Annotated in this window: 21 protein-coding genes and 1 pseudogene; 15 read left to right on the top strand and 7 right to left on the bottom strand. The window is 73.3% G+C overall.

The window, feature by feature from the left end:
* Positions 1 to 10: 10 nt before the first annotated feature.
* Genes DVA86_RS06225 through DVA86_RS06240 form a run of 4 tightly spaced genes read left to right on the top strand, consistent with a single transcriptional unit; the run spans position 11 to position 4,342 of the window.
* On the top strand, positions 11 to 1,159 hold the full coding sequence (locus DVA86_RS06225) for a FecCD family ABC transporter permease (protein WP_208876428.1): 1,149 nt from the start codon (positions 11 to 13) through the stop codon (positions 1,157 to 1,159).
* A complete protein-coding gene (locus DVA86_RS06230; RefSeq protein ID WP_208876429.1) occupies positions 1,156 to 2,265 on the top strand; it encodes a FecCD family ABC transporter permease in 1,110 nt (369 codons plus the stop codon). The genes DVA86_RS06225 and DVA86_RS06230 overlap by 4 nt, the downstream gene beginning before the upstream one ends.
* A complete protein-coding gene (locus DVA86_RS06235) occupies positions 2,262 to 3,368 on the top strand; it encodes an ABC transporter ATP-binding protein (RefSeq protein WP_208876430.1) in 1,107 nt (368 codons plus the stop codon). The genes DVA86_RS06230 and DVA86_RS06235 overlap by 4 nt, the downstream gene beginning before the upstream one ends.
* Positions 3,365 to 4,342: an ABC transporter substrate-binding protein gene (locus tag DVA86_RS06240; RefSeq protein ID WP_208876432.1), complete on the top strand. Its 978-nt coding sequence runs from the start codon at positions 3,365 to 3,367 to the stop codon at positions 4,340 to 4,342. The genes DVA86_RS06235 and DVA86_RS06240 overlap by 4 nt, the downstream gene beginning before the upstream one ends.
* Positions 4,343 to 4,512: 170 nt before the next feature.
* Here the strand turns inward: DVA86_RS06240 and DVA86_RS06245 are convergent, their stop codons facing one another.
* A complete protein-coding gene (locus DVA86_RS06245) occupies positions 4,513 to 5,751 on the bottom strand; it encodes a hypothetical protein (RefSeq protein WP_208876433.1) in 1,239 nt (412 codons plus the stop codon).
* A gap of 214 nt (positions 5,752 to 5,965) precedes the next feature.
* Here DVA86_RS06245 and DVA86_RS06250 point away from each other — a divergent pair, with 214 nt between their 5' ends.
* The 5 genes from DVA86_RS06250 to DVA86_RS06270 all read left to right on the top strand — a co-directional run bounded on the left by DVA86_RS06250 (position 5,966) and on the right by DVA86_RS06270 (position 12,438).
* The gene (locus DVA86_RS06250) at positions 5,966 to 6,508 is read left to right on the top strand and encodes an anthrone oxygenase family protein (protein ID WP_208876435.1); all 543 of its coding nucleotides are present in this window, start codon (positions 5,966 to 5,968) and stop codon (positions 6,506 to 6,508) included.
* 92 nt (positions 6,509 to 6,600) lie between these two features.
* The gene (locus tag DVA86_RS06255; RefSeq protein ID WP_208876437.1) at positions 6,601 to 8,676 is read left to right on the top strand and encodes a serine/threonine-protein kinase; all 2,076 of its coding nucleotides are present in this window, start codon (positions 6,601 to 6,603) and stop codon (positions 8,674 to 8,676) included.
* A gap of 301 nt (positions 8,677 to 8,977) precedes the next feature.
* Entirely contained in the window at positions 8,978 to 10,207 is a 1,230-nt protein-coding gene (locus DVA86_RS06260; protein WP_208876438.1) for a hypothetical protein, read from the top strand.
* 121 nt (positions 10,208 to 10,328) lie between these two features.
* Positions 10,329 to 11,789: a sensor histidine kinase gene (locus DVA86_RS06265; protein ID WP_208876440.1), complete on the top strand. Its 1,461-nt coding sequence runs from the start codon at positions 10,329 to 10,331 to the stop codon at positions 11,787 to 11,789.
* A 4-nt stretch (positions 11,790 to 11,793) separates the two neighbouring features.
* Positions 11,794 to 12,438 carry a response regulator gene (locus DVA86_RS06270; RefSeq protein ID WP_208876441.1) on the top strand — a complete coding sequence of 215 codons (645 nt, stop codon included), beginning with the start codon at positions 11,794 to 11,796 and terminating at the stop codon, positions 12,436 to 12,438.
* 33 nt (positions 12,439 to 12,471) lie between these two features.
* Here DVA86_RS06270 and DVA86_RS06275 read toward each other — a convergent pair whose 3' ends face one another.
* Both DVA86_RS06275 and DVA86_RS06280 read right to left on the bottom strand, forming a co-directional pair.
* On the bottom strand, positions 12,472 to 12,639 hold the full coding sequence (locus tag DVA86_RS06275; RefSeq protein WP_208876443.1) for a hypothetical protein: 168 nt from the start codon (positions 12,637 to 12,639) through the stop codon (positions 12,472 to 12,474).
* Positions 12,636 to 12,872, bottom strand: a complete 237-nt coding sequence (locus tag DVA86_RS06280) for a hypothetical protein (RefSeq protein ID WP_208876444.1) — start codon at positions 12,870 to 12,872, stop codon at positions 12,636 to 12,638. Before DVA86_RS06280 ends, DVA86_RS06275 begins: the two co-directional genes overlap by 4 nt.
* Positions 12,873 to 13,006: 134 nt before the next feature.
* On the opposite strand from DVA86_RS06280, the gene DVA86_RS06285 reads away from it, so the two are divergent.
* Positions 13,007 to 13,849 (top strand): helix-turn-helix domain-containing protein, encoded by an 843-nt coding sequence (locus tag DVA86_RS06285; RefSeq protein WP_208876445.1) that lies wholly within the window; start codon positions 13,007 to 13,009, stop codon positions 13,847 to 13,849.
* Complete coding sequence (locus DVA86_RS06290; RefSeq protein ID WP_208876450.1) at positions 13,846 to 14,064, top strand: DUF397 domain-containing protein; 219 nt, start codon at positions 13,846 to 13,848, stop codon at positions 14,062 to 14,064. The genes DVA86_RS06285 and DVA86_RS06290 overlap by 4 nt, the downstream gene beginning before the upstream one ends.
* 80 nt (positions 14,065 to 14,144) lie before the next feature.
* On the opposite strand, the pseudogene DVA86_RS06295 reads toward DVA86_RS06290, so the two are convergent.
* Positions 14,145 to 14,426: pseudogene (locus DVA86_RS06295) on the bottom strand (hypothetical protein); the annotation flags it as partial.
* 183 nt (positions 14,427 to 14,609) lie between these two features.
* Here DVA86_RS06295 and DVA86_RS06300 point away from each other — a divergent pair.
* From DVA86_RS06300 to DVA86_RS06310, 3 genes are all read left to right on the top strand, one after another.
* Positions 14,610 to 17,270: a helicase-associated domain-containing protein gene (locus DVA86_RS06300; protein ID WP_208876451.1), complete on the top strand. Its 2,661-nt coding sequence runs from the start codon at positions 14,610 to 14,612 to the stop codon at positions 17,268 to 17,270.
* Positions 17,271 to 17,392: 122 nt separating this feature from the next.
* Positions 17,393 to 18,187 carry a class I SAM-dependent methyltransferase gene (locus DVA86_RS06305; protein WP_208876452.1) on the top strand — a complete coding sequence of 265 codons (795 nt, stop codon included), beginning with the start codon at positions 17,393 to 17,395 and terminating at the stop codon, positions 18,185 to 18,187.
* A gap of 359 nt (positions 18,188 to 18,546) precedes the next feature.
* The gene (locus DVA86_RS06310) at positions 18,547 to 20,193 is read left to right on the top strand and encodes a DNA repair helicase XPB (RefSeq protein ID WP_208876454.1); all 1,647 of its coding nucleotides are present in this window, start codon (positions 18,547 to 18,549) and stop codon (positions 20,191 to 20,193) included.
* A 257-nt stretch (positions 20,194 to 20,450) separates the two neighbouring features.
* Here the strand turns inward: DVA86_RS06310 and DVA86_RS06315 are convergent, their stop codons facing one another.
* Both DVA86_RS06315 and DVA86_RS06320 read right to left on the bottom strand, forming a co-directional pair.
* Positions 20,451 to 21,617 carry a glycosyltransferase 87 family protein gene (locus DVA86_RS06315; protein ID WP_208884445.1) on the bottom strand — a complete coding sequence of 389 codons (1,167 nt, stop codon included), beginning with the start codon at positions 21,615 to 21,617 and terminating at the stop codon, positions 20,451 to 20,453.
* A gap of 243 nt (positions 21,618 to 21,860) precedes the next feature.
* Positions 21,861 to 22,100, bottom strand: coding sequence for a hypothetical protein (locus tag DVA86_RS06320; RefSeq protein WP_208876456.1), 240 nt, complete (start codon positions 22,098 to 22,100; stop codon positions 21,861 to 21,863).
* A 726-nt stretch (positions 22,101 to 22,826) separates the two neighbouring features.
* Here DVA86_RS06320 and DVA86_RS06325 point away from each other — a divergent pair.
* Positions 22,827 to 25,004 carry a HelD family protein gene (locus DVA86_RS06325; protein WP_245996373.1) on the top strand — a complete coding sequence of 726 codons (2,178 nt, stop codon included), beginning with the start codon at positions 22,827 to 22,829 and terminating at the stop codon, positions 25,002 to 25,004.
* A gap of 105 nt (positions 25,005 to 25,109) precedes the next feature.
* On the opposite strand, the gene DVA86_RS06330 is transcribed toward DVA86_RS06325, so the two are convergent.
* Positions 25,110 to 25,901, bottom strand: coding sequence for a hypothetical protein (locus tag DVA86_RS06330; RefSeq protein ID WP_245996374.1), 792 nt, complete (start codon positions 25,899 to 25,901; stop codon positions 25,110 to 25,112).
* Positions 25,902 to 26,075: the final 174 nt, after the last annotated feature.

Here is a 26,075-nt window from a genome sequence, read left to right on the forward strand (position 1 = left end):
CGAGGACACGATGCCAGCCGCCTCTCCGACGACGCCGTCCGACGCCCACCGCGACGGCCGCGACGGCTCCCTTGGCGGCACCTCCCTCGGCAAGGGCGCCTCCCCCGGCGGCAGCGGCCCCGGCAAGGACGGCAGCCGCGGCGGGCGTACGAGTCCGCGCCGCGCGGCCGTCAGCCGCCGTATCGGCTGGACGGTCGCCGCGCTGGCCGTGCTCGTGCTGGCCGCCCTGCTCAGCCTGGCGCTGGGCAGCCGCCCCGTCGCCCCCGCCCAGGTCTGGGACGCGCTGCTGCACGGCGGCCACAGCAACGACGCCGAGGTCATCCGCACCATGCGGGCGCCGCGCACGCTGATCGGCGTCATGGTCGGGGCCGCGCTCGGGCTCGCGGGCGCGGTGATGCAGGGCCTCACTCGGAACCCGATCGCGGAGCCGGGCATCCTCGGGATCAGCCAGGGGGCGTCGGTCGGCGTCGTGCTGGCGATCGCGTTCGCGGGGGTGCACACGCTGTCGGGCTACGTGTGGTTCGCGTTCCTGGGCGCGGGTGTGGCGGCGGTCGCCGCGTACGCCATCGCCGCGCGCGGCCGGGGCGGCGCCACCCCGGTGAAGCTCGCGCTGTCGGGCGCCGCGATCAACGCGCTGCTGGCGTCCGTCATCGCCGCGGTCCTGACGACGCGGGCGGCGGCGCTGGACGAGTTCCGGTTCTGGCAGGTCGGTTCGCTGTCGGGGCGTGACACCGAAGTGGCAGGGCAGATATGGCCGTTCCTGCTGGCGGGCGTGCTGCTGGTGCTCGCCGTGTCGCGCGGCCTGGACGCGCTGGCGCTGGGCGAGGACGTGGCGAAGGGGCTGGGCCAGAACATCGCCGTCGTACGGATCGTCGGCGGGCTGGGCGCGACCGTGCTGACCGGCGTCGGGGTCGCCGCCGCCGGACCGATCGCGTTCGTCGGGCTGGCCGTGCCGCACCTCGCGCGGGCCCTCGTCGGCAACGACCACCGCTGGCTGCTGCCGATGGCGGCGCTGCTGGGGCCTGTTGTGCTGCTGGTGTCCGATGTCGTCGGGCGGTTGATCTTCCCGCCGGGCGAGGTGCCGGCCGGGGTGATGACCTCGCTGATCGGCGTCCCGTTCCTGATCGCCCTCGTACGGCGGAAGTCGGTGGCCGCATGACGAGCGTCCATACGAGCAAGCGCCCCGCCGCGTCGGCCACCGTACGGACGCGTCCCGCCACCGTACGGACGCGTCCCACCGGGTACGCCGTCGTACGGCGCCCCCGCGCCTCGTTCCTCGTGCACCGGCGGGCCGCCGCCGTCGCCGGGGTGCTGGCCGTGCTCCTCTTCGCCGCCGTCGTGGCGAACCTCACCCTCGGCGAGAGCACCGTCCCGCCCGTCGAGGTCGTCAAGGTGATGCTCGGGCAGCCGTCGCCGGACGAACTCGTCGTCGGGACGCTGCGGATGCCGCGGATGGTCGTCGGGCTGATGGTCGGCGCCGCGCTCGGCGTCGCGGGCGCGCTGATCCAGACCGTCGCCCGCAACCCGCTCGCCAGCCCCGACATCATCGGCGTCACGCACGGCGCGGCGGCGGCGACGGTCGGCGCGATGACGTTCGGGCTGACCTCGTACGCGGTCCTGCCGTACGTCTCCGTCGCGGGCGGACTGGCGGCGGCGGCGCTGGTCTACGTGTTCGCGTGGCGCGGCGGACTGCACGCGACGCGCTTCGTCCTGATCGGCATCGGTGTGGCCGTCGCGCTCCGCTCGGTCACGCAGCTGTTCCTCACCAAGGGCGACTACCTGGTGGCGCAGCAGGCCAAGGTGTGGATGACCGGTTCGCTGAACGGTCGCGGCTGGGACCAGGCCGCGCCCCTGGGCTGGGCGCTGCTGGCGCTGCTCCCGTTCGTGCTGTGGGCGGCGCGCGCGCAGCGCGAGGTCGGACTGGACGACGACACGGCGACCGCACTCGGCGTACGGCTCGGCCGCAGCCGTCTCGTCCTCGTCGGCACCGGCGTGATGCTCGCGGCGCTGGCCACCGGCGCGGCCGGGCCCGTCGACTTCGTGGCGCTGCTGGCGCCGCAGGTGGCGCGGCGGCTCACGCGTACCGCGCAGATCCCGCTGCTGTCGTCCGCGCTGCTCGGCGCGTTCATCGTGACGCTCGGCGATCTGCTCGCACGGAAGCTGTTCTCGCCCACCGAGCTGCCCGTAGGGGTGCTGACGGCGGCGATCGGCGCCCCGTACCTGATCTTCCTCATCATCCGCAGCCGTACCGGAGCGAAGGCATGACCCGAACCGACCCGACCGCCGCCGCGCCCGCCTCCGCCGCGCCCGCTCCTTCCTCGCCCGCTCCTTCCTCGTCCGTACGGCTGGCGGCGCGCGATCTGACGCTGGCCTACGACGACCGCGCCGTGGTCGAAGGGCTGGACCTCGAGGTGCCGGACGGTCAGGTCACCGTCGTCGTCGGCCCCAATGCCTGCGGCAAGTCGACCACCCTGCGCGCCCTCGGGCGGCTGCTCAAGCCGCGGCGCGGCTCGGTGCTGCTCGACGGCCAGGAGCTGGCCCGCATCCCCACCCGCAAGATCGCGCAGGCCGTCGGGCTGCTGCCGCAGACGCCCGTCGCACCCGAGGCGATCACCGTGGCGGACCTCGTCTCGCGCGGCCGCCAGCCGCACCAGCACTGGTGGCAGCAGTGGTCGGAGGCGGACGAGCGTGCCGTCGTGGATGCGATGGACCGTACAGACGTCACCGCGCTCGCCGAACGCCCCGTGGACGAGCTGTCCGGCGGCCAACGGCAGCGCGTATGGCTGGCGATGGCGCTCGCGCAGGAGACCGACCTGCTGCTGCTGGACGAGCCGACGACGTACCTGGACATCGCGCACCAGGTGGAAGTGCTGGATCTCGTACGGCAGTTGGCGGCACCGAACGCCGCGGGCGAGCGCGGCCGTACGGTCGTGATGGTCCTCCACGACCTCAACCAGGCCGCCCGTTACGCCGATCACCTCGTGGCCATGCAGCAGGGGCGGATCGCCGCGCAGGGCAGCCCGGGCGACATCGTGACGGCGGAGCTGGTGAGCGAGGTGTTCGGGCTGGAGTCGGTGGTCGTGCCCGACCCGGTGACGGGCAGCCCGCTCGTGGTGCCGGGCGCGCCGTGGCGGGCGGCGCCTGCCAGGCGGGACGGTACGGCTGACGCCCAGGACCGTACTGCCGACGCTTCCTCTGCGGCGGCTCCCGCTGCCGACGCTCCCTCCGACGACTCCCCCGCGCCCGGCGATTCCCCCGTGCCCGACGGCGACGACGACGCGTCCGGCACCGCATCAGGCGACGGTTCCGTCCCCCAGGCCCCCACGCCGCCCCCCGCTCCCGCCAGCACCCGAAAGGGACCCTCATGACGTATCCGCGCCGCCGCTCCGCGCTCGCCGTCACCGCGGCCACGACCGCCACCCTCACCGCCGCGCTCGGACTGACCGCGTGCGGTTCCGACTCCGACTCGGGGAAGGCCGAGGGCGGCACCCACGTCGTCAAGACGTACAAGGGCGACGTGAAGGTGCCGGACAACCCCGAGCGCGTGGTCGTGCTCGACACCGCCGAGCTGGACTCGGCGATCACCCTCGGCGTCAAGCCCGTCGGCGCCACCAAGGCCGACGTCGGCACCGACTTCCTCGGCTATCTGCCGGACTCGAAGGTCAAGGGCATCGAGAACGTCGGCAACATCGCACAGCCCAACCTGGAGAAGATCGCGGCGCTCGATCCGGATCTGATCCTCACCAACGGTTCGCGGGACGAGAAGAACTACGACAAGCTCAAGGAGATCGCCCCCACCGTCATGACCGAGACCACCGGCCTGCCCTGGAAGGAGAACTTCAAGGTGCACGCCGACGCGCTCGGCAAGAAGGAGGAGGCGCGGAAGGTCGTCGCTGCCTACGACAAGCACGCCGGCGAGGTCACCGAGGCCCTGGGCGGCGCGGAGCGGGCCAAGTCCCTGAAGACGAACGTGATCCGCTTCGTCGAGGGCGCCGACCTGCGCATCTACGGCGACGGCAGCTACATCGGCACGGTGCTCGAGGACGCCGGTCTCGGCCGCCCGCCGATCGTGGACAAGGCCACCGAACTCGACGGCCTGATGCTCGAGGTCAGCCCCGAACAGGTCGACAAGGTCGACACGGACGTCCTCTTCTACACCTCGTACGGCGACCAGTCGAAGTCCGGCGAGTCCAAGGCCACGGACAACGGGCTGTGGAAGAACATGAAGGCGGTCAAGAACGGCACGGCGCACCGCGTGAACGACGAGCTCTGGATCCAGGGCATCGGCTACACGGCGGCGAACAAGATCCTGGACGAGATGGCGAAGCTGCTGGCGAAGTAGCCGCGGTGGGGCGGACGTTGCGGGCCCGCGCTGTTGCGGTACGCAACGTTGCAGCGAGCCGCTGAAGCGCGACCGTTGCGCGAGCGCCATCGCCCCTGCACCAAGCAACGTTGCGGCACGCGCCGTTGCGACAGTGGCCCTTGCGGGGCTCGCCGTTACGCCGAGTCCCGTTACCCGTCCGGCAGCGGCCGTCGCGCGCGCCACAGCAGGAACAGCGCGCTCGCGGCGGCCGCCACCCGCAGCACCACCGGCCACGCGTCACCCATCGCGTCGCTCATCGCGCCCTCGGTCTCCGGAATGGGCGCGCCCCAGTGCTCGTTGGCGCGCCCCCAGAACCACACCGCCGTACCGGCCGCGACCAGCCCGGGCATGCCCAGGGCGGCCCATTTCGCCTCCGTACGGCTGAGCCTGGGCGACCAGTACGCCGCCAGCCAGCCGGCCGCGAGCGGCACCAGGTGTGCCATGACGGTGCCCGCGGCGAGCAGCGCGACCGCGACCAGTTCGACCAGGCCCCCCACCCGGGGGCCACCGCCGCCCCCGTCGCCGCCGAACGGCCGGAAGCGCGCAGGGCGTTCCGTACGTGCCGGTCCGTCGTCGTCCTGCTCGACGGCGGGCGGCTCCGGCGCGCTCCGCTCGCCGCCGCGCGTACCCCGCGCCGGCCTGCCCGGCCCCGCGCCCCGGCGCGTGTCCTCGTCGGCGTCGTCGTCCTCCGGGGGCTTGAGCAGTTCCGGCAGTTCGATGCCGCCGACGAATCCGGGGACGAGGTCGCTGCCCGGACGGCGGCTGCCGTGCTGACCGCCGCGCTCGTACGGGCCCCCGCGCTCGTACGGGCCTCGCGCGTGCGGATCGGTCCGCCACCAGTCCGGGTCGCTCTCCTCGGGCCCCAGCTCGTCCATACCGGCCAGGTGCGGCGGCGAGGCGCCGCGTGCCGCCGTCACGGGCGGCTCGGCGGGCGGCGGGTCCTGCGGTTCCTTCCGCAACTGCTGGGGCAGGCGCGGCAGTCTGGGCAGCCGCTGCGTGACACCGCTCAGGCCGCCGCCCAAGGCGCCGCCCAGGCCGCCCGCCGTCCCGCCGGAGCTTCCTCCCGCGCCGCTCCCCGCGCCACTCCCCGTGCCGCCGCCGGGCCGCGACGGGTCCTCGTCGACCGCGCGCGGGGCGGGTACGCCGGGGACGGCCTCGCCGCCGTTGGCGGCGGCCACCAGGTCCTCCGGTCTGCCCAGCCGGTCGAGGATCTTCCGTACGGCCGCCTTGGACTCGGCGCCGCCCTGCTCGGACCGCATCCGGTCGATGTCCGTACGGAGCCCGCTCACCAGCCGCGCCCGTTCGGCCGCGGTCATCGGCGTACCGTGAGCCAGGTCGCCGACCCGGCTCAGATAGTCGAATACGAGCTTGTCGCTCTCGATCCCCACCAATTCCCCAACGGCTACTCACGCATGACGCCCGACCACCACGACCGTACCGCGCGCGCCGCCGTCGGGGCCCGTCCGGTCACACGCGCGTCACCCGCACCCGCCCCGTACGCCGCACCCGCCCGCGGACGGGTGCCTCCCCCGTAGACGCCCGCGCATGGACACGCGGGCCTCGGGCATGGAGGGGCGCGCCGTATCCGGCTTTTCTGTACGCATGACCACTACACCGCGCATTTCCCGCCCCTCCCTGAGAACCGGGGCCCTGTTCCTCGCCACCCTGACGACCGGGCTGACGGCGGGCGTTTTCGTGGACTGGTCGAACACGATCATGCCGGGACTGGGCACCGTCGACGACCGCACCTTCGTCACGGCCTCCCGGGCGCTCGACGACGCGATCCGCAACCCCCTGTTCCTCGGGGTGGAGTTCACGGGCGCGCTGCTGCTCACGGGCCTGGCCACCGTCCTCCACCTCCGTCCGGAGCACCGCCCCGTACTGCGGTGGGTCGTGGTGGCGCTGGTGTGTTACCTGGTGGCGGTCGTGACCACGTTCGCCGTGCACGAGCCGCTGAACGAGAAGGTCAGGACGGCCGGGGAGTTCGACACCGGCGCCGAGTTCGCCGCGATGCGCGCACAGCTCGACGAATCGCGGTGGGCCGCCTGGAACGCCGTACGGGCTGTGGCGACGACCTTCGCGTTCGGCTGCCTCGCGTGGGCACTCGTGCTCCACTGCCGGTTTGCGCCCCGTACGGCGAGCTGAGTGCACCCGTACGGTGGCGCCCAACTGCCCTCCCTGTAAGCATGTTCGGCGGCGTGCCACGGCCGGCGGAAGGCACGCGGAGGGGGCGGGGGATGGCGGGCATCGGGATACGGCGGCTCAGTGACGAGGATCCGCAGCGGCTGGGCGACTACCGCCTGGTGTGGCGGCTCACCTCCGGCGGCATGGGCCGGATCTACCTCGCGCGCCCCGTCTCGGGCGGCGGCAGTTCCCCGCTCGTCGCCGTCAAAACGCTCCTCGCGGAGGGCGTCGTCAGCCGCACCGACCGGGAGCGGTTCGCCCGCGAGGTGGAGCTGGCCCGGCGGATCGACAGCGCGTACACCGCCCGCGTACTCGACGCGGACGCGCAGGCCGCGCTCCCCTGGATGGCCATCGAGTACGTGGCGGCGCCCGCGCTCGCCGACCTCGTACGTGACGCCGGCGCGCTGGCGGAGTGGGCGGTGCCCACGATCGCGGCGGGCACCGTACAGGCGCTGCTGGCGCTCCACGACAAGGGCGTCATCCACCGGGACGTGAAGCCGCAGAACATCCTGCTGCCGCTGACCGGCCCGCTCCTCATCGACTTCGGCATATCGCACGCCGTCGACCTCACGCGTACGTCGCTCACGCTGGGCACGATCGCGTTCACCTCGCCGGAGCAGGCGCGCGGCGAGCAGTCGACGGCGGCCTCCGACGTGTTCTCGCTGGGCGCGACGCTGTTCTACCTCGCCGTCGGCCGCGTGCCGTACCCGGAGGTCGGCGGCCCGATGCCGCTGCTGGCCCTCGTACAGGCCGGCAATGTCGATCTGGCGGGCCTGCCGCGGGAGCTGGCCCCGCTGATCCGCCCCTGCCTCGCCGCCGACCCCGGCGACCGGCCCAAGCCCGACGAGCTGCTGGAACGCGCCCAGGAGGCACGCGACCGCGGCGCCGTGCCGGGGCGGCGCTGGCTGCCGGTGGAGTGGACGGCGGTGATTGAGGCGTACGAGGCGCACGGGCGCGCGCTGAATGCCGACCGGAACGCCGCCTCCGACGGCCGTACGCGTCCCATGCCGCCGCCCGCACCCACGCTCGTACAGCCCGGCGAGCGCACCGCACGGCGGGAGCGGGAGGCGGAGGCGCGGGAGGAACGGCGGCGCAGAGACGAGGAGTTGCGCCGTATGGCGGAGGCCGCGGCGCGGGCACGGAACCAGCGGACGCGGAACCAGCGGGCAGGCAACCAGCAGGCACGTAACCAACGGACGCGGAACGGGCAGACGCGTACGGGATCGTCGTCCTCCGCCACGCCTCCCCGAACCACCACGCCCTCCACCCCGTCCACCCCGTCCACGCCGTCCAGGCCCTCCGGCGGCGGCAGCAGCAGTGGAGGCGGCTGGGCGGCCATCGCCGTACTGCTCGCCCTCGCGCTCTTCGCCTGGCAGCCCTGGGAGGGCGACGAGACCGGCGGCTCGTCAGGCAGCACCTCCGTGGGCGCGTCCAGCAGCACCTCCGGCGGCACGAGCGGCGACTCGGACACGACGTCCGGAACGGACTCCCTCACCTCCTCGGGCGGTTCGGGCGACAGCGGTACGGACTCCTCCGTCGGCGGCACGAGCAGCAGCGGCGGCACAAGCAGCAGCGGCACGAGCGGTGACGAGGACGGCGACGACGACAGGGAGCCCGCCCCGGATCCGACCGCGGAGGCGTTCAAAGACGTCTCCTCGGGCGACTGCCTCACCGTCTACGACACGGGCCGCGGCGGCGGCAGCATCGACTGGAGCGCCGACGTGCCGCCCGACCCCGTGTCCTGCGGCAGCAACCGGGCGCACGTACAGGTCACCAGCGTCACCAGCGGCAGCTGCCCGAACGACGTGGACAAGGCGCGCTGGAGCTACAGTTCGGGCGGCGAACGCACCAGCCTCTGTCTGCAGCGCATCTACCACCGCGGCTACTGCCTGCTCGGTACGACGTCCGGTGACCGTATCCGGCTGAGCGGCATGACGCTGATCGACTGCCGGAGCAGTACGGTGCCCGCGGGGTTCGACCGCATCATGCACGTCACGGGCGTATACCGGGCCACGGCGGGCTCCGGCAGCAGCAACTGCGGCACCCCGGCCCCGGGCCAGAACCGCTACCGCTCGTACACCGTCAACAACGGCCGGACACTGCTCTGCACCCGGGTCTTCAGCGACTAGCGGCGTCCCCGCGGATCACCGCCGTCGGCATCCCGATCCGGACGGCGAGTCTGATCGCCGCGCTCGTACGTGTCCCCGCGGTTCTCAGCCCACCAACGGGCCGCCCCCGGCCACGCCGCCGCCATCGCCGTGCTCACGCCGCCCGGACGGAGAACCCGGCCACCCGGACGGGAGGACCCCGCCGCCCGGACGGAGGGCCCGGCCGATCGGACGGGAAGCGTGGCCGGTCGGCCGACGCGGAGCCGGGCGAAGGCAGGCTAGCGTCCCTCTCAGCAGGCAACACCACGGAGGGGAAGGCCCGATGGATCAGCGAGCGTCCGACCGCAACGCCGGCGTGACCACCGAGTTCGAGAGGGACGTCCTCAAACTCCTGCAGGAGGCCGTGCGCGGGGCGGAGAGGCAGGAACGCGAGGACGTCGGCACGGAGAGCCTGCTGGCGGCGCTCGTGTCCGGTGAGTCGTCCGCGGGTTCCGCGATCGCCCCCGGAATGAAGGCTTCCGGCTCGCTCGGCGGCTCGATCGCGTGCCGGGGGACATCCGTGTGGGTCAGCGAGGACGCGGGTGACGGCGCAGAGGGATCCCCGGACGACGAGCGGGAGATCGACGCCTTGTGGCGGGAGGTCCGGCACGAGGAGGCCAAGCGGCTGCGCTGGAAGAACCGCAAGAAGCAGGAGGAGGAGCTGGAGAGCCTTGAACTTCCGCCGATGACCGGTGCGTTGCGGGACTGTCTGCGCAAGGCGCTGAAGTCGGCACGGGAGGAGGGCACCGTTTCCGTGCACGTCCGCCATGTGGCGCGCGCGCTGCTCGAGCTGCCCGATACGCGTGCCCGCGAGGCCATGGTGCTGGAGAAGCTGGACGTCTCGGCCGCCTCGGCCGCGCTCGACGCGCTGGAGCCGGGAGGCGACGAAGCACCCGAGCCCGGCTCGGTGCTGGTGCTGCGCAAGGCAGGCACGTTCGGAAAGAGCGGCAATCCACTGACCCGGAAGTTCACCGCCTGGATATTCGGGGGCGGCGCCGGTTTCGGCTCCGCGGTGGTGGGTGCGGTGCGTACGGAGTCGTCGCGGGGGGCGGTGCGGCGCGGGGCGTCGGAGATAGAACCCGTGGACACGCTGCTGGCCATCCTGGCGCTGGACCGGTCGTTGACCGTCGCGGAGCGCGAGCTGCCCGAGAAGCTGGCGGGAGCGAACCGGGGGGCGGAGCTCCTGCACCGGTACGGAGCACGGCAGGAGGTCCTCGCCCGCCTGCTGCTGCCCTCCACCGGTGTCGCGGAGGGGGCGCTGCCCCCGGAGGTGCCCGGCCACGCCGACTTCGAACGACGGCTCCTGCACGTCACACAGTTCACCGCCTCCGCCGAGGGCTCGCCCACCGTCGGCACGACCCATCTGCTGGCCGCGCTGCTGGACCCGGCCGGGACGGACGCGGAGTCCGCGGCGGAGGTCGAGCGCGTGCTGACCGAGAGCGGGGTGGATGTCGCCGGGCTGCGGGCGGAGCCGGAGCTCCGGGTCCCGGGCGGCGCGGCACCGGCCGCCTGAGCCCGCGGCGGTCCGCCAACGCGTACGACAAGAACCGCCTTGCCAAGAACAGCCGTTGTCGAGAACAGCCGTTGAAAAGCCGAAGACGGCCGTCGAGCACAGCCCCCACACGGAGGAAGCCATGAGCCCGGCAGTACGACTGTGGGGACGGGTGACGGGACGGGTGCGCCACGAGGCCACCGCGGTACGGGAGGCGGTGCGCGCCGCGCCCCGGCGGACGGTCGTGACCGAGTCCGTCTTCGCGGGCCTGGTCCTGCTGTGCTCGCTGACGCTGTTTCCGCTGGTTCCGCCCGCCGACCCGGTGGCGGCGGCCCTCCAGGGGGTGTGGGCGACGCTGCTGGTGCCCGCGCGGCGGATGTACCCGGCCCTCACGGTGGTGTGCTGTGTGCCGGTGACCGCCGGGGACAACGTGTGGGCGGTGGTGGTGGTGCCGTTCGTCGTGTGGTCCGCCGTGCGCCGCATAACCCCCGCACGACGGGCCTGGGGAGTGGTCGGGGCGAGCAGCGCCGGCGTCGCGCTCGTGCTGGTGGTCGGCCAAGCCCTCACCGAACCCCAGGAGATGCGCTATCTCGCCGCCGGTGCGGGCGTGGGCTCGATGATCATCCTGTTGCCCGCCCTGTCCGGCATCGCGCTGGGCCGCCGCCGCCCGCTGACCGGGCTGCTGCGGGAACGCAACGCATACCTCGAACAGGCCCGCTTCCTCACGGACGAGGCGGCCCGTATGGAGGAACGGGCCCGCATCGCCGCCGAGATGCACGATCTGCTCGGCCACCGCATCGGCCTCATCTCGATGCACGCCGGAGCCCTCCAGCTCGCCGCCGAACGGCAGGCGCCCCCGCTGGCGCCCCGGGCCGAACTTCTGCACACCACCGCCGCAACGGCCATGGACGAGCTGCGCGGCATACTCGGCGTCCTCCGTCACCAGTCCGGTGAGGACATCGGCGAGCGGGGGACACGCGAGGCTCTCTCGGCCCTGGTCGCGGATGCCCGCGGCGCCGGGGCCGACGCGGAGCTGCGCTGGAACGCGACCGGGACGACGGACGCGGACCCCCGTACGCGGCAGGCCGTCCACCGTGTCACCCGAGAAGGGCTCACCAACGCGCTGAAGCACGCTCCGGGCGCGCCCGTCCGTGTGACGTTCGACGAAGAGGGGGACACGGTGACGGTCGCCGTCGTCAACGACGCGCCGCCCGCGCCCCGTTCACCCGGGGACGGGAACCGCAGCGGGCTCGTCGGCCTCCAGGAGAGGATCGGCCTGCTCGGCGGCGCCCTCCACGCCGGACCGCGTCCGGAGGGCGGCTTCGCCCTCTCCGCGCGAATACCCGTACGGCCCGACGCGCCGCCCGCGTACGCGACTTCGCCCGCGTCGGTGCCCGCCACGTTGCCCACGCCGGTGTACGCCACTTCGCCCAGGCCGGTGCCCGGCGGGGCGGGCTCCCGGCCCCCGGGCTCCCGGCCCCCGCTGTCCACAGAAGTCCTCACGTGGCCCCGTCTCCTGGGCGGGGGCTGCGCGGCGCTGCTGGTGCTGCTGCCGATGGTCGGCGGCACAATCATCCTGCTGGTCATGGCGGTTCTACACTGAGCCGATGATCCGAGTGCTGATCGCCGACGACGAGGCGCTGATGCGCACCGGGGTCCGGCTGATCCTGGAGAACGACGACGAGATCAACATCGTGGCCGAGGCCCAGGACGCCCATGAGGCCGTCGAAGCCTGCCGCGCCCACCCCGTCGACGTCGCCCTTCTCGACATCCGCATGCCCGGGGACGGCATCACCGCCGTCGCCGAGATCACCCGGCACTCGCCCCGCACCCGAGTGGTGATGGTGACGGCCTTCGGCGAGGAAACCAGCGTCACCCGCGCCCTGCGCGCCGGAGCCCACGGCTACCTACTCAAGGACACTGGCCCCCGCGACCTCATCGACGCCGTACGCCGCGCCGCCGCCGGAGAACTCGTCCTCGCCCCGCAGGTCACCCGCCAACTCGTCGACTTCCGCACCCGGATGGGCCAGGGCAGCGACGTCGCGTCAGGCCGGATCGCGGACCTGACACCGGCCGAACGGGACGTCCTCCGGCTGCTCGGCACCGGCCTCTCCAACGCCGAGATCGCCACCCAGCTCCACCTGAGCCCCGGCACGGTCAAGGCCCACATCAGCAGCATCCTCACCCGCACCGACTGCACCAACCGGGTCCAGGCGGCGGTGCTGGCGCACGAGGCGGGGCTGCTCGACTGACGCCCGGCGGGCGGCCGGGGTACGAGCGGCCCTTCAACGCGTATGCCCCAACCGCGCGAAGTGCCGCCGCACTTCGTCGGCCCACTCGTCCACGCGCCGGTTCAGCCCGCCGTCGTCCGCCCTGCCGTCCGCGGGCGGCTCGGCCCGCACGGGCCGTTCGCGCCGCTCGCGCGACTCGGGGGGTTCCGGCGGTACGGTCACCGCGCCGCTCCCGTACGGCGGCGCAGTACGGTCGCCAGCGCCCGCGCGGTCCCGGAGTTGACGCGTCCCAGCTCGATCAGCGGCGGCGAACCCGCGTACGACGGAACGTCCAGGCCCAAGGACGGCAGCTTCACACCCGCCGCGCTGAGCGCGTCGGCCAACTCGGCGCACGCGTCCTCCGCTTCCTCCAGCTTCTCCGCCGTCGTCCGGTGGTGCCTGTCTGTTGCCGTCATGCCGCTACTCCTCGGTTCGCCTGACGCCCCGACCAGGGGCCAATTACTGTGTGTATCCCAATCGTCACCGCGCCCGGTCGCGTTGGGTAGCGGTTCCTGTCCCCAGCGCGCCCTGGGGAGGAATGGAGGCCACAGTGCCCGCACAACCTCGCCAGCTGACCCCCGACCGAAGCGCCCGGCACCTGTTCGGGGCCAAGATGCGCGCCCAACGCGAGCGCGCGGGCATGGCCCTGGAGGGCCTGTCCGACGTGGTGAACATCAGCCGCAGCCACCTGTCCCGCATCGAGACGGCCGAGAGGATGCCGCCGCCCGACCTGCCGCCGAGGCTCGACGCGGCGTTCGGTACGGACGGCATCTTCGAGGAGCTGTACCGGCTGGCGAGCCGGGAGATCCACCCGGACCAGTACCAGCGCCGAATGGAACTGGAGGCCCGCGCACAGGTGATCGGGGAGTACACCGCCCAGATCGTGCCGGGTCTGCTCCAGACCGAGGACTACGCCCGCGCCCTGTTCACCGAGGTCCGCCCCTGGGAGGCCACACAGCAAGACTTCGAGGAGATCGAGGAGTTGGTCACGGCCCGGATGAGCCGCCAGGCGCGGCTGGCCGGTGACTCGCCGCTGGAGTACACGGCCGTGCTGGACGAAGGGGCGCTGCGGCGCGGCTTCGGCGGAGCAGCCGTCATGCGGGCCCAGCTCGCCCACCTCGCGCAGCTGACGCTCACCAAGAAGACGATGGTGCAGGTCCTCCCCCTCGAAAGCGGGGGACATCCGCTGCTCAGCGGCATGCTCACGCTGCTGACCGTGGACAAGGGGACGAGGGTGGCCTACGAAGAGAGCATCACCACCGGCACATTGGTCGAGGAAATGGGGAGCGTCGTGTATCTCCAGCGGGCATACGATCTGCTGAGGGCGCGCGCCCTGTCGCCGGAGGACTCGGCGGCGTTCATCCGCTCCGCGATGGAGGATCTTCCGACATGAGCACCCACCCCGGCCCTTCCCGCGCGGAATGGGTCAAGTCGAGCTACAGCAACGGCAATGGCGGCGGCTGCGTCGAGTGGGCGCCCGCGTACGTCAGCTCGGGCGCCGTCCCCGTACGCGACAGCAAGGACCCCGGCGGCCCGGCGCTCGTGTTCGAGCCGTCCGCGTGGGCGTCGTTCGTGGCGGGCGTAAAGGGCGGCGAGTTCGCGGCCTGAACGCACCAACGCACCAACGCACCACGAATCCGAGCAACCGGCCCTCGCCCTGCGGCGGGGGCCAACCCGCACCGGCACGACTACGTCCTGACGATCTCCCGCCGGAGCTGATGCGTGAAGCGGCGCAGCAGGTCCAGCGTCTCCTGGTGCTCGGCCCTGCGATCGTCTCTGCCCTCGCTCGGCCTCGACATCCAGACCCGACGCGCGGGAGCGTCCGCGAGCTCTACGGTGTCCTCGGCACAGAGCAGATAGAGCGCTGACCGGGCTTCCTGCATGCGGTCCGCCAGCTCGTTGCCCCCGGCCCCGTCGTCGCTCAGCTGCGTTTCCCGAAGGTAGTCGATCAGCTGGACCACGGCGGTGTTGGCCGTGGCCGCCCCCGTCCGTCCTCAAACGCCGGACGGGCTGGATGGGCGTCCAGCGTCTTCCCCAGGCGGGCGAGAAGAGGCAGGGCCGGACCGTGTGCCGCCCCCGGTCGGTGGTGCCGTACTGCGCCCGGATCGGCAGGCGGGGGATGATCGACGGTCGGCAGCGCTAACGTTGTACGGATGAGCACAGACCAGCGGAACGGCTGCGCCGCGCCCCGTACGCTCGCCGACGACCTCCGCGCGCGCGACGACGACGCGCTCGCCGCACTCCTGCGCAGCCGCCCCGACCTGCTCTCGCCCGTGCCGAACGACCTCACGCAGCTGGCCACCCGCGCGGGCACCCGTGCGTCGGTCGTGCGGGCGGTGGAGCGGCTCGACCGGTTCGCTTTGCAGGCGGCGGAGGCGCTGGCCGTGGCGGCGGACCCGTGCTCGTACGACGACCTGCGGTCGCTGCTCACCGGCAGTGACGATGGGCATCCGGCGGGCGACTGCGCCGCGCGGCTTCCGTACGCGCTGCGCACCCTCCGGGACCGCGCGCTGCTGTGGGGCGGCGACGAGCGGCTGCGGCTCGTACGGACCGCGCGTGAGGTGCTGGCGCCCAGTACGTCCAGCCCGTCGCCGACCGGGCTGGGGCCGACCCTCGCCGAGGCCACCTCGGGCATGTCGCCGGGCCGGCTGCAGGAGATCCTGTGCGCCGTCGGGCTCACCCCGACGCACGACTCGGTGAGCGCGCTGGCCGCGCTCGGCGAGCTGTTCGCGGACAGGGACCGTACGAACGCGCTTCTCGCCGCCGCGCCGGAGCAGAGCGGCGCCGTGCTGGAGAAGCTGTTGTGGGGGCCGCCGTACGGAACGGCCGAGCACCGTACGCCGAGCGCGCCCCTGGGGTGGCTGCTGGACCGAGGGCTGCTGATCCCGGCGGGCGACCGTACGGTCGTGCTGCCGCGCGAGATCGCGCTCCAGCTGCGGGGTGGCCGCGCGCACCGGATGCTGGAGCCGGTGCCGCCCGCCGTACGGGCACGCCGCGAGCACACGCCGAAGACGGTGGACGCGACGGCGGCGGCGCAGGCGTACACGGCGCTGGGCGTCCTGGAGGAGCTGCTGGGCGGCTGGGAGGCCGAGCCGCTGCCGGTGCTGCGGTCGGGCGGCCTCGGCGTACGGGACCTGAAGCGGACCGCCGTCATGCTGGATCTCCCCGAGCCGGTCGCTGCGTTCTGGGTCGAACTCGCCTACGCCGCCGGGCTGCTGGCCTCCGACGGCGCCACGGACGAGAGCTACGCGCCCACTCCGGCGTACGACGACTGGCTGGCCGATCCGCCCGGCACGCGCTGGGCGCGGCTGGTGACAGCCTGGCTGTCGGCCACCCGCGTACCGGGGCTGGTTGGCGCGCGCGACGCCAAGGGGCGTGCGCTGGCGGCGCTCGGGCCGGGCCTGGACCGCGGGCTGGCGCCGGACGTACGGCACCGTACGCTCGCGCTGCTCGCCGGCCTCCCGCCGGGCGGCGCGCCGGACGCCGACGACGTGGTGGCGCGTATCGGCTGGGAGCGGCCGCTGCGCGGCGCGAATCCGGTCGAGGACGGCGCCGAGGGGGAGGGGGACGCGAGCGAGGCGCTGCGTACGCGGCTCACCCGCTGGACGCTGGCCGAGGCCGAACTGCTCGGGCTGACGGGGCGGGGCGCGCTGGCGGCGTACGCGCGGGAGCTGATCCCGCCGCAGGCGCAGCCGAACGGGGCCGGGGAGGGGACCGCAGACGGCGCGGATGACGGCGCAGCGGACGAAGCCGCGGCGACCGACGGCGCGGCGGACGAAGCCGCGGAGAGCGCCGCCCCGTCGTCCGACCCCGGCGCCTGGGGCCGCGCCCTCACTGCCCAGGAACTGGCCGTCGCCGCCGGACAGGCCGCGCACGGGCTGGCCCCGCTGCTCCCCGAACCCGTCGACCACGTGCTGCTGCAGGCCGACTTGACGGCCGTCGCGCCCGGCCCCCTGGAACGGCGGCTCGGGGCCGCGCTGCGCGTGCTCGCGGACGTCGAGTCCAAGGGCGGCGCCACCGTCTACCGCTTCACCCCCGGCTCCGTACGGCGGGCGCTCGACGCGGGCCGTACGGCGGCGGATGTGCACGCCTTCCTGGCGGCGCACTCCCGTACGCCGGTGCCGCAGCCGCTGACGTACCTCATCGACGACGTGGCACGGCGGCACGGCAGGCTGCGCGTGGGCGCGGCGTCCTCGTACGTGCGGTGCGACGACGACGCGCTGCTCGCGGAGATCCTCGCGGACAAGCGCTCCGCGCCGCTGCGCCTGCGGCTGCTCGCCCCCACGGTGCTGGCCTCGCCCGCGCCGCCGGACCAACTCCTCACGCGGCTGCGCGAGATGGGCTACGCACCGGCCGCCGAGTCCGCCGACGGCGACGTCCTCATCGCACGCGCCGACGCCCACCGCACCCCGCGCCGTACGCCCCCGGAACCGACACCGGACGGCCCGCCGGTGCCGGACCGTACGCTGCTCGGCGCGGCCGTACGGGCCATCCGCGCCGGAGACCACGCGGCGACGGCGGCACACAAACCGAACCCGCACAAGGCGAAGGTGCCGTCCAACGCCCGCACCCCCAACGGCGAACTCCCCCGCACCGCCTCCCCGGACACCCTCGCCACCATGCAGTCCGCCGCCCTGACGGGCTCCGCCCTGTGGATCGGCTACGTCAACGCCGACGGCGCCGCGAGCCAGCGCGTGATCGCCCCGGTACGGGTGGAGGGCGGCTTCGTCACGGCCTACGACCACACGGCAGACGAGGTCCGCACATACCCGCTGCACCGCATCACGGGGGTCGCGGAACTCGCGGAGGACTGACGGCGGCGTGCGCGGAGGCGCGTCGGTACGGAATCGCCCTCCGTACGGGAGCACGCGCGCTCGCCTCCGTACGGACGCACGCGCGCACTGGACACAGCATGGGACGGGGGGAGGATGGAGCGATGTCCACCGCTTCACGTGTTCCGCGTGCGCTCTCGTTCAATGCGGCCGCAGGCCAGTACGCCGCGAACCGGCCGTCCTACCCGCCGTCCGTACTCGACTCGGTGGAGGAGATCGCGGGGCGCCCCCTGGCGGGCGCCCGGGTCGCCGATGTCGGGGCCGGTACCGGGATAGCCACGGCCCTGCTGCTCGAACGCCGTGCCGACGTGATCGCCGTCGAGCCCGGCGACGGCATGGCCGTGCAGCTGCGCCGCACGCTGCCCGGCGTGCCGCTGGTGCGCGGCGACGGCAACGCGCTGCCGTTCGCGGACGCCTCCTGCGACCTGCTCACGTTCGCCCAGTCCTGGCACTGGACCGACCCGGAGCGCTCCGTGCCGGAGGCGATGCGGGTGCTGCGCCCCGGGGGCGCGCTCGCGCTCTGGTGGAACACCGACGCCTACGACGTGCCGTGGATCGCCGCCCAGGCGAAGCGCGTCGAGCGGCACTGCGGGGCCGAGATCGTGGGCGACAAGAACTCCATGGGCATCGGGCGTCCGGACGACGACGCCGAGGCCGCGCGCCTCACCGGCGTCACCGGGCTCGACTGGACGCGGCGGCAGCTGCGCTGGAGCCGGGTCGTTCCGCTGGACACGCACCTGGCCAACATCGGCAGCCACTCGGCGTTCCTCATCCAGGGCGCGGAACGGGCCGCGGAGTTCCTGGCCGACGAGCGCGCCCGGCTGGCCGCCGCCTTCCCGGACGGGACGGTGGAGGAGACGTACGTGGTGGACCTCCTGGTGGTGCGCAGCCGGCAGTGACAGGCCCCTGTGCAGACCCCCGTACAGGCTCCCGTACAGGCCTCCGTCCGGTGACCCCGCCCGTGACGGCGGGGCGGAGCCCACCGTACGAAGGCGCCGCGGCAGGCACCCGTACGGAGAGCCCCGGGCGACCGTACGGAGGCGTCCCGCCCGCCCGTAGGGAGGCGTCCCGCGCCCGTACGGAGGCGTCCCGCCGTACGGGCGCGATCGCCGGTCCGGTGCGGTCGTGCGCAAAGCCACGTCCGCGGCCCGGCCGGCAGCGGTGCGGCAGGTGTTTCACTTGTCAGAAGTGCCGCCGGCGCCACGAAAGCCACTGGCGCCACCGGTGCCAGCAGAAGAAGCCATCCGCGGAGGTACGCGTGTCCTGCTTGATCGTGCAGAGCGACAAGACCCTGCTGCTCGAGGTCGACCACGAGCAGGCCGACGCGTGCCGCCGCGCCATCGCGCCGTTCGCCGAACTGGAGCGGGCGCCCGAGCACATCCACACGTACCGCGTGACCCCGCTCGGCCTGTGGAACGCCCGCGCCGCCGGGCACGACGCCGAGCAGGTCGTGGACGCGCTCGTGGAGTTCTCCCGCTACCCCGTGCCGCACGCGCTGCTCGTCGACGTCGCCGAGACCATGGCCCGGTACGGTCGGCTGACGCTGTCCAAGCACCCCGTCCACGGGCTCGTGCTGGAGTCCAGCGACCGTCCGGTACTGGAGGAAGTGCTGCGGTCGAAGAAGATCCAGCCGCTGGTCGGCCCCCGTATCGACCCCGACTCGGTCGCCGTGCACCCCTCCGAACGCGGCCAGATCAAGCAGGCACTGCTCAAGCTGGGCTGGCCCGCCGAGGACCTGGCGGGATACGTCGACGGCGAGGCGCACCGCATCGCCCTCGACGAGGACGGCTGGGCGCTGCGCCCGTACCAGACACAGGCCGTCGAGGGCTTCTGGCACGGCGGCTCCGGCGTCGTCGTACTGCCCTGCGGCGCGGGCAAGACGCTCGTCGGCGCGGGCGCGATGGCCCGCGCGCAGGCCACCACGCTGATCCTGGTGACGAACACCGTCGCGGCCCGGCAGTGGAAACACGAACTCGTACGGCGCACCTCGCTGACGGAGGACGAGATCGGCGAGTACAGCGGTACGCGCAAGGAGATCCGCCCCGTCACCATCGCCACGTACCAGGTGCTCACGACCAGGCGGAAGGGCGTCTACCCGCACCTGGAACTGTTCGACTCCCGCGACTGGGGCCTCATCGTCTACGACGAGGTGCACCTGCTGCCGGCACCCGTCTTCAAGTTCACGGCCGATCTGCAGGCCCGGCGGCGGCTCGGGCTCACGGCGACGCTCGTACGGGAGGACGGCCGCGAGTCGGACGTCTTCTCCCTGATCGGCCCCAAGCGCTTCGACGCGCCGTGGAAGGAGATCGAGGCGCAGGGCTACATCGCGCCGGCCGACTGCGTAGAGGTACGGGTGAACCTGACGGACTCCGAACGGCTCGCCTACGCCACGGCCGAGACCGAGGAGAAGTACCGCTACTGCGCCACGACCGACTCCAAGCGGCGCGTCACCGAAGCGCTCGTACGGCGGCACGAGGGCGACCAGACGCTGGTCATCGGGCAGTACATCGACCAGCTCGACGAGCTCGGCGAACACATCGGCGCGCCCGTCATCAAGGGCGACACCAGCAACGCGCAGCGCGAGAAGCTCTTCGAGGCGTTCCGGCAGGGGGAGTTGAGCGTGCTGGTCGTGTCAAAGGTCGCGAACTTCTCCGTCGACCTCCCCGAGGCGACCGTCGCCATCCAGGTATCCGGCACCTTCGGCTCCCGGCAGGAGGAGGCACAGCGCCTCGGCCGCGTGCTGCGGCCGAAGGCCGACGGGCACGAGGCGCGCTTCTACTCGGTGGTCGCCCGCGACACGGTCGACCAGGACTTCGCGGCACACCGCCAGCGGTTCCTGGCGGAGCAGGGGTACGCGTACCGGATCGTCGACGCGACGGAGCTGCTGGCGGGCGACGACGTGTGACGGCGGGGGTCCGTCCCTGCCAAGCCGCCGGTCCGGCGCGCTTGCGGACGGCCCTCGGCCCGCGCGTACGGGTGCTGTGGGGTGCCGCCGCACCCCATCACCCCGGCGAAGCCTCGCCGGAGGGACGGACAGCAACCCAAACCAGCCCGTCCGGCGATTGAGGACGGCCCTCGGCCACGAAGCACGTCCACTGGACCACGCGGCTCGGTCCGGCACCGGCCGTGGCCGCCCCCGGCCGTCCTCAAACGCCGGACGGGCTAGGAAGTGGCGCCGGGCGGGCTGGAATCGGCTCGCCGCACCGCAGTCGAGGACGGTGGCCGCGGCCGAAGCTGCCACGCCAGCGCCGCCGCGAGCACCAGCCCCAGCACCCCGTACGGCGAAGCCAACGGCTGTTGCCACCACGCGAACCGCAGGTCGAGGTCGCCCGCCTTCGGCAGGAGCCACAGCGTACGGGCGGTGAAGACCAAGGCGACCGCCCCCGTCACCCAGTACGGCGCGCGCCCCGTCAGCAGGACGGCCAGCAGCGGTACGCACCACACCCAGTGGTGCGACCAGCTCACCGGCGAGACCAGCAGCGCCGTGAACGCCGTCGCCAGCACGCCCCACGACTCCAGCCCGTGCCGTACGTACGCGCGCCGGGCCAGCCACAGCCCCGCCCCCGCGGCCACGGCGGCGGGCAGCAGCCAGAGCAGGCCCGGGTCGGGGGTGTGGAGGAGGCGCGCGGCGAGTCCCTGGAGGGACTGGTTGTCGACGATCCACGGCTTGCCGACACGCGTCGTCTCGAAGAGGCGCCGCGTCCAGAACTCGACGCTGTTCTCCCGGAGCCCGGGCAGGGCGCACGCGCCGACCACCACCGTGGCGGCGAAGCCGCCGAGTGCCGTGAGGGCAGCCCGCGCGCGACCGGTGAGCAGCAGGTAGACGGCGAAGATCGCAGGCGTGAGCTTGATCCCGGCGGCGAGGCCGATCGCGAAACCCTTGCCGCGGGCGCCGTCCGGACGGTTCAGGTCCCAGAGGACGAGGCAGGCCAGCGCGAGGTTGACCTGCCCGAAAACGACGGTCTGGAAGACGGGTTCCAGCCAGAGCGCGGCGCCGGTCGCGGCGAGCAGTACGGGCACGCCGTACGGGCGGCTGCGGCCCGCGAGACGGGCGGACTGCCGGACGAGCAGCGCGAGCAGCGCGAGGTTCGCGAGTACGGAGAGGATCTTGACGGCGCCCAGCGGCAGCACCGCGGCCGGTACGAAGAGGAGCGCCGCGAACGGCGGATACGTGGCGGGCAGGTCCCAGCCGGTGACGGTGAAGCCGTACAGGTCGGTGCCGTTCAGGACGGCCTCGCCCTCCGCGCGGTAGACGAGGATGTCGTCCATCGGGAGGGGCCCGCCGACGAGGCACAGCGTGCCGAACGCGGTCAGCGACACCGTCGCCATGGCGGCTGCGGCGAGCAGTCGGTGCGGGTGCGGCTGCTGGTGCCGGTGTTGTGTGTGGTGCGCGTAGTTCTCTTGGTGCGCGTCGTGCGCGTCGTGCGCCTGGTGCGCCTGGTGCGGCAAGCGCACCTGCTGGCACAGCCTTGTACGGCCGCCCCGCATGCCCGACTCTCCCCTCCCGTCGACGGCCGGTCCGCCGCGGACCCTAGATCAGTGAGTCAGGCGGAGACCAACGGAAGGTGACGGTCAGGAGCGGCCGGTGGAGGCGTACGGGTGCACGCGCGGGTTGACGGTCGGCCGCCCGTCGTACTGCCCCAGGACGGCAACGCTGAACGCGGTCTCGGCGAACACCCGCACCGCACGTACGGCATTGCCGAACACGTGCCGCGGGTGACGGCGGGACCGCCCTTCGGCGTCGCCGCCGAGCGCGGTCGCGCCACGCCCTGGGCCGGGTGCGGCGGCCTGGTGGATCGATGCGGTACTCATACACCCAGCATGTGTTTCACCCGTTCGCAGGACATCGGTCCAAAGACCGAACCCGCTGGCCGGGCGCGTAAGCCTTCGGGCCGACCCGTCCCTAGGGGGCGGCGCCCCCGCCCCGGCCTCGCACTCGGGGACGGACCGCAACCAATTCCAGCCCGTCCGGCGATTGAGGACGGCCCTCGGCCACGGAGCACGTCCGCTGGGCCACGCGGCTCGGTCCGGCACCGGCCGTGGCCGCCCCCGGCCGTCCTCAAACGCCGGACAGGCTGGGAAGTGGCACCGCGCCCCCGGGCAAACCTCACGCACACCGTGGTGCACGGCCGTCCTCAAACGCCGGACAGGCTGGGGGGTGGCACTACGCCTCGGGAAGCACAGCGCACGCCACGGCCGCCCAGGTTCGTCCTCAAACGCCGGACAGGCTGGGAAGTGGCACCGCGCCGGGCCGTCGTCTAGCGCCGGGCGGGCTGGAATGCGTACGGGTCGCGGGCGACCCGTAGGGGTCCGCCCCGCACAGGCAGTGGCCCCGCGCGGGCCCGAGGCCGCGCCGGGGCGGACACGGGCCCGGCGGTGGGAAAACCGTTCGCTCGGGCATCCGGTGCCGCCTACAATCGCCGGTCTGCCTCCTCCCGTGCCGGGATGGACGCCGACCGCTCGGAAACCGGTCGGCGACCCTCACTCGTACCCGTACAGCCGCGTACAGCCCTGTACAGACCCCGCCGGAGGCGACCCGTGCCCGCGCACGCCCCCCTGCAGAATCCGCACACCCCGCACAACCCCCTCGACGACGAGCGCGCTCACCTCACCGCCTCCCGCGCCGCGCTCCGCGCGATGCGCGCCGATGCCGAGGCGCTCGACATCGGGGATGTCACCGCGAACTGGGTGAACGCCGAAGTCCTGCAGTCCGAGATCGACTTGCGCATCAAGTCGCTCGCCGACCTCGCCCACGCCCCGCTGTTCTTCGGCCGTCTCGACTTCCTCGATCCGTACGGAGCCGCCCCGCCCCCCTCAGCGGACGGTCCGAAAAACGGGGACGGGAACCGGCACGGGCACGGGCACGCACACAAAGACGGGGACGGGCACGGCACCGAGGGGCACACCTTCTACATCGGCCGCCGCCACGTCCACGACCCCGACGGCGACCCCATGGTCATCGACTGGCGCGCACCCGTCTCCCAGCCCTTCTACCGCGCCTCCAAGAAGGATCCGCAGGGTGTCGCGCTGCGGCGGCGCTTCGGGTATACGGGCGGCGAGCTGACCGCGTACGAGGACGAGCACCTCACCGACCCCGCCGAGGCGGAGAAGTCGAGCACGCTCCTCCAGCGCGAGATCGAGCGCCCCCGCGTCGGCCCCATGCGGGACATCGTCGCCACGATCCAGCCCGAGCAGGACACGATCGTCCGCGCGAGCATCGACGGCACGGTCTGCGTGCAGGGCGCGCCCGGTACCGGCAAGACCGCCGTCGGTCTGCACCGCGTCGCGTACCTCCTCTACACGCACCGCGACCGGCTCGCCCGCACCGGCACCCTCGTCGTCGGCCCGAACCGGTCCTTCCTGCACTACATCGAGCAGGTGCTGCCCGCGCTCGGTGAGCTGGACGTGAAGCAGTCGACGGTCGAGGACCTGGTGGCGCACCCCCAACTCACCGTCCGTGCCCACGACTCCGCCGAGGCGGCGGGCATCAAGGGCGACGCCCGGATGGCGCGGGTGCTGCGCCGGGCGGTGCGTTCGGGGGTCACGGTGCCGGCGGAGCCGTGTGTCGTCGTACGGGGTTCGCGGCGCTGGCGCGTCCCGGCGTACGAGCTGGAGGAGATCGTACGGGAGCTGCTGGACCGCGACATGCGGTACGGCGCCGCCCGCGATGCGCTGCCGCAGCGCATCGCGCACCACGTCCTCGTACGCATGGAGCAGGCCGGCGAGGCGCCCGACGACCGGGTGCAGGACGCCGTCGCGCGGAACCCCGCCGTGAAGGCGGTGGTGAAGACCGTGTGGCCGCTGGTCGACCCGGCGAAGCTGGTGCTGCGGCTGCTGTCGGACGCGGACTTCCTCGCGGAGCAGGCCGACGGCATCCTGACGCCTGAGGAGCAGCGGGCCGTGCTGTGGGCGAAGCCCGCGCGGGGCGTGAAGACGGCGCCGTGGTCGGCGGCGGACGCCGTGCTGGTCGACGAGGCGTCGGATCTGATCAGCCGTACGCCCTCGCTCGGTCATGTCGTCCTGGACGAGGCGCAGGACCTGTCGCCTATGCAGTACCGCGCGGTGGGGCGGCGCTGTACGACGGGCTCGGCGACCGTGCTGGGCGACATCGCGCAGGGCACCACGCCCTGGGCGACGGCCGGTTGGGCGGAGGCACTGGGGCACCTCGGCAAGCCGGACTCGGTGGTGGAGGAGCTGACGCAGGGCTTCCGGGTGCCGCGCGACGTGATCGCGTTCGCCTCCCGGCTGCTGCCCGCCATCGCACCGGAGCTGACCGAGGCGACCTCGGTCCGCGAGTCGCCCGGTGACTTCTCGGTGCTCCGCTTCGCGCCCGAGTCCCTGACCGACGCGGTGGTCGCGGCCTGCCGGGAGGCGCTCGAACGGGAGGGCTCCATCGGCCTGATCGCGGCGGACTCGCGGATGGCGGACCTGTCCGCGGCGCTGCGCGCGGCGGGGCTCGCGACCCTCGGCCCGGGCGAGGAGACGACGGAGGACTCCCGGCTCACCCTCGTCCCCGCCACCCTGGCCAAGGGTCTGGAGTACGACCACGTCGTGCTCGACGAGCCCGCCGCGATCGTGGGCGGCGAGCCCGACGAACGTACCGGGCTGCGCCGCCTCTACGTCTCGCTGACCCGCGCCGTATCCGGGCTGACGGTGCTGCACGCGGCACCGCTGCCCCCGGAACTGGCGGACCGTTCGCCCTCATTGGGGAGCTGAGGGCGCGCCCCCGCGCGGGCGTCAGCCCCGCCGCATCAGCCCCGCCGCATCAGCCTTGCCGCGTCAGCCCCGCCACATCAGCCCAGCGACGAAGGCCCTGCCGCGTCAGCCCTGCGGCGGAGCCTGCGGCTGCTGCGGGGTGTCGGGCAGTTCGGGTGTGCTGGCGAACAGGTCGAAGTACATGCCGAGCGACACGAGCAGGCCGAGCGCGCCGAGGATGAGGCCGCCGAGCGCGACCGCCTTGACCCACGACTTGGTCTCGGCCCGCTGCACGAGCAGCCCGAGCAGCACACCGCCGATGATGACGGCGGCGAGCGCGAAGATCCCGTTCAGGACGGCCGCGGTGTGCCAGGGCGTGCTGTAGAAAGCGTCGATCTGCTCTTCGCCGCCGCCACCGCCTCCGCCCGTGCTGGACTCGATCTGCCCGATCAGCTCCTTGCGGGAGCGGAGCATCTCGCCGAGCGACGTGCCGGTGAGCGAGCACAGGCCCAGCCCGGCGCTGACAACGGCCGCCGCACCGGCCGCGAAGCTGCCGCCGGGCACGGCACCGCGCAGGACGTGCGTACTGTCGCCGCCCGCGCCGAGCTCGTCGTCGTCCAGTTCGTCGTCATCGTCGTGCGAGGAGACGACGTCGGCGCCGCCCGAGTCGGTGCCGCCGCTCTTGCTCAGCGTCGTCTCCATCGGGGCGGACGAGGGCCGCTCCGGATCCTTCTCCGCGGTGCTCGCGGCAGGCTTCTCTGACTTCTCGGCGGACTTGCCGGCGGCCTTGTCCGCTTCCTTCTCGGCCTTCGCCGAAGTCTGCGAACGGGGGGCTTCCGCCGCTTCGTCGGGGTCTTCCCGTACGCCCTCGGGGATGGCGTCGGTGGGGTCGTTGTTGTTGCTGGGGTCGGTAGCCATAGGGCGCCACCCTAAGGGGCATACCTAAGCACCGGGTAAGAGTGCCTTTACGCGCTCCCGCAAGAGCCCCATGCGGTGTCATATCTCACTCTCGCGACGGTCACCCGAACCGCCGCGCGCCTCCGGGGCCCACCTAAGGGACCGGCCGCCGCGGCTCCTCCCCGACGGTGATCC

The sequence above is a fragment of the Streptomyces armeniacus genome (assembly GCF_003355155.1).
Classification (GTDB): Bacteria; Actinomycetota; Actinomycetes; order Streptomycetales; family Streptomycetaceae; genus Streptomyces; species Streptomyces armeniacus.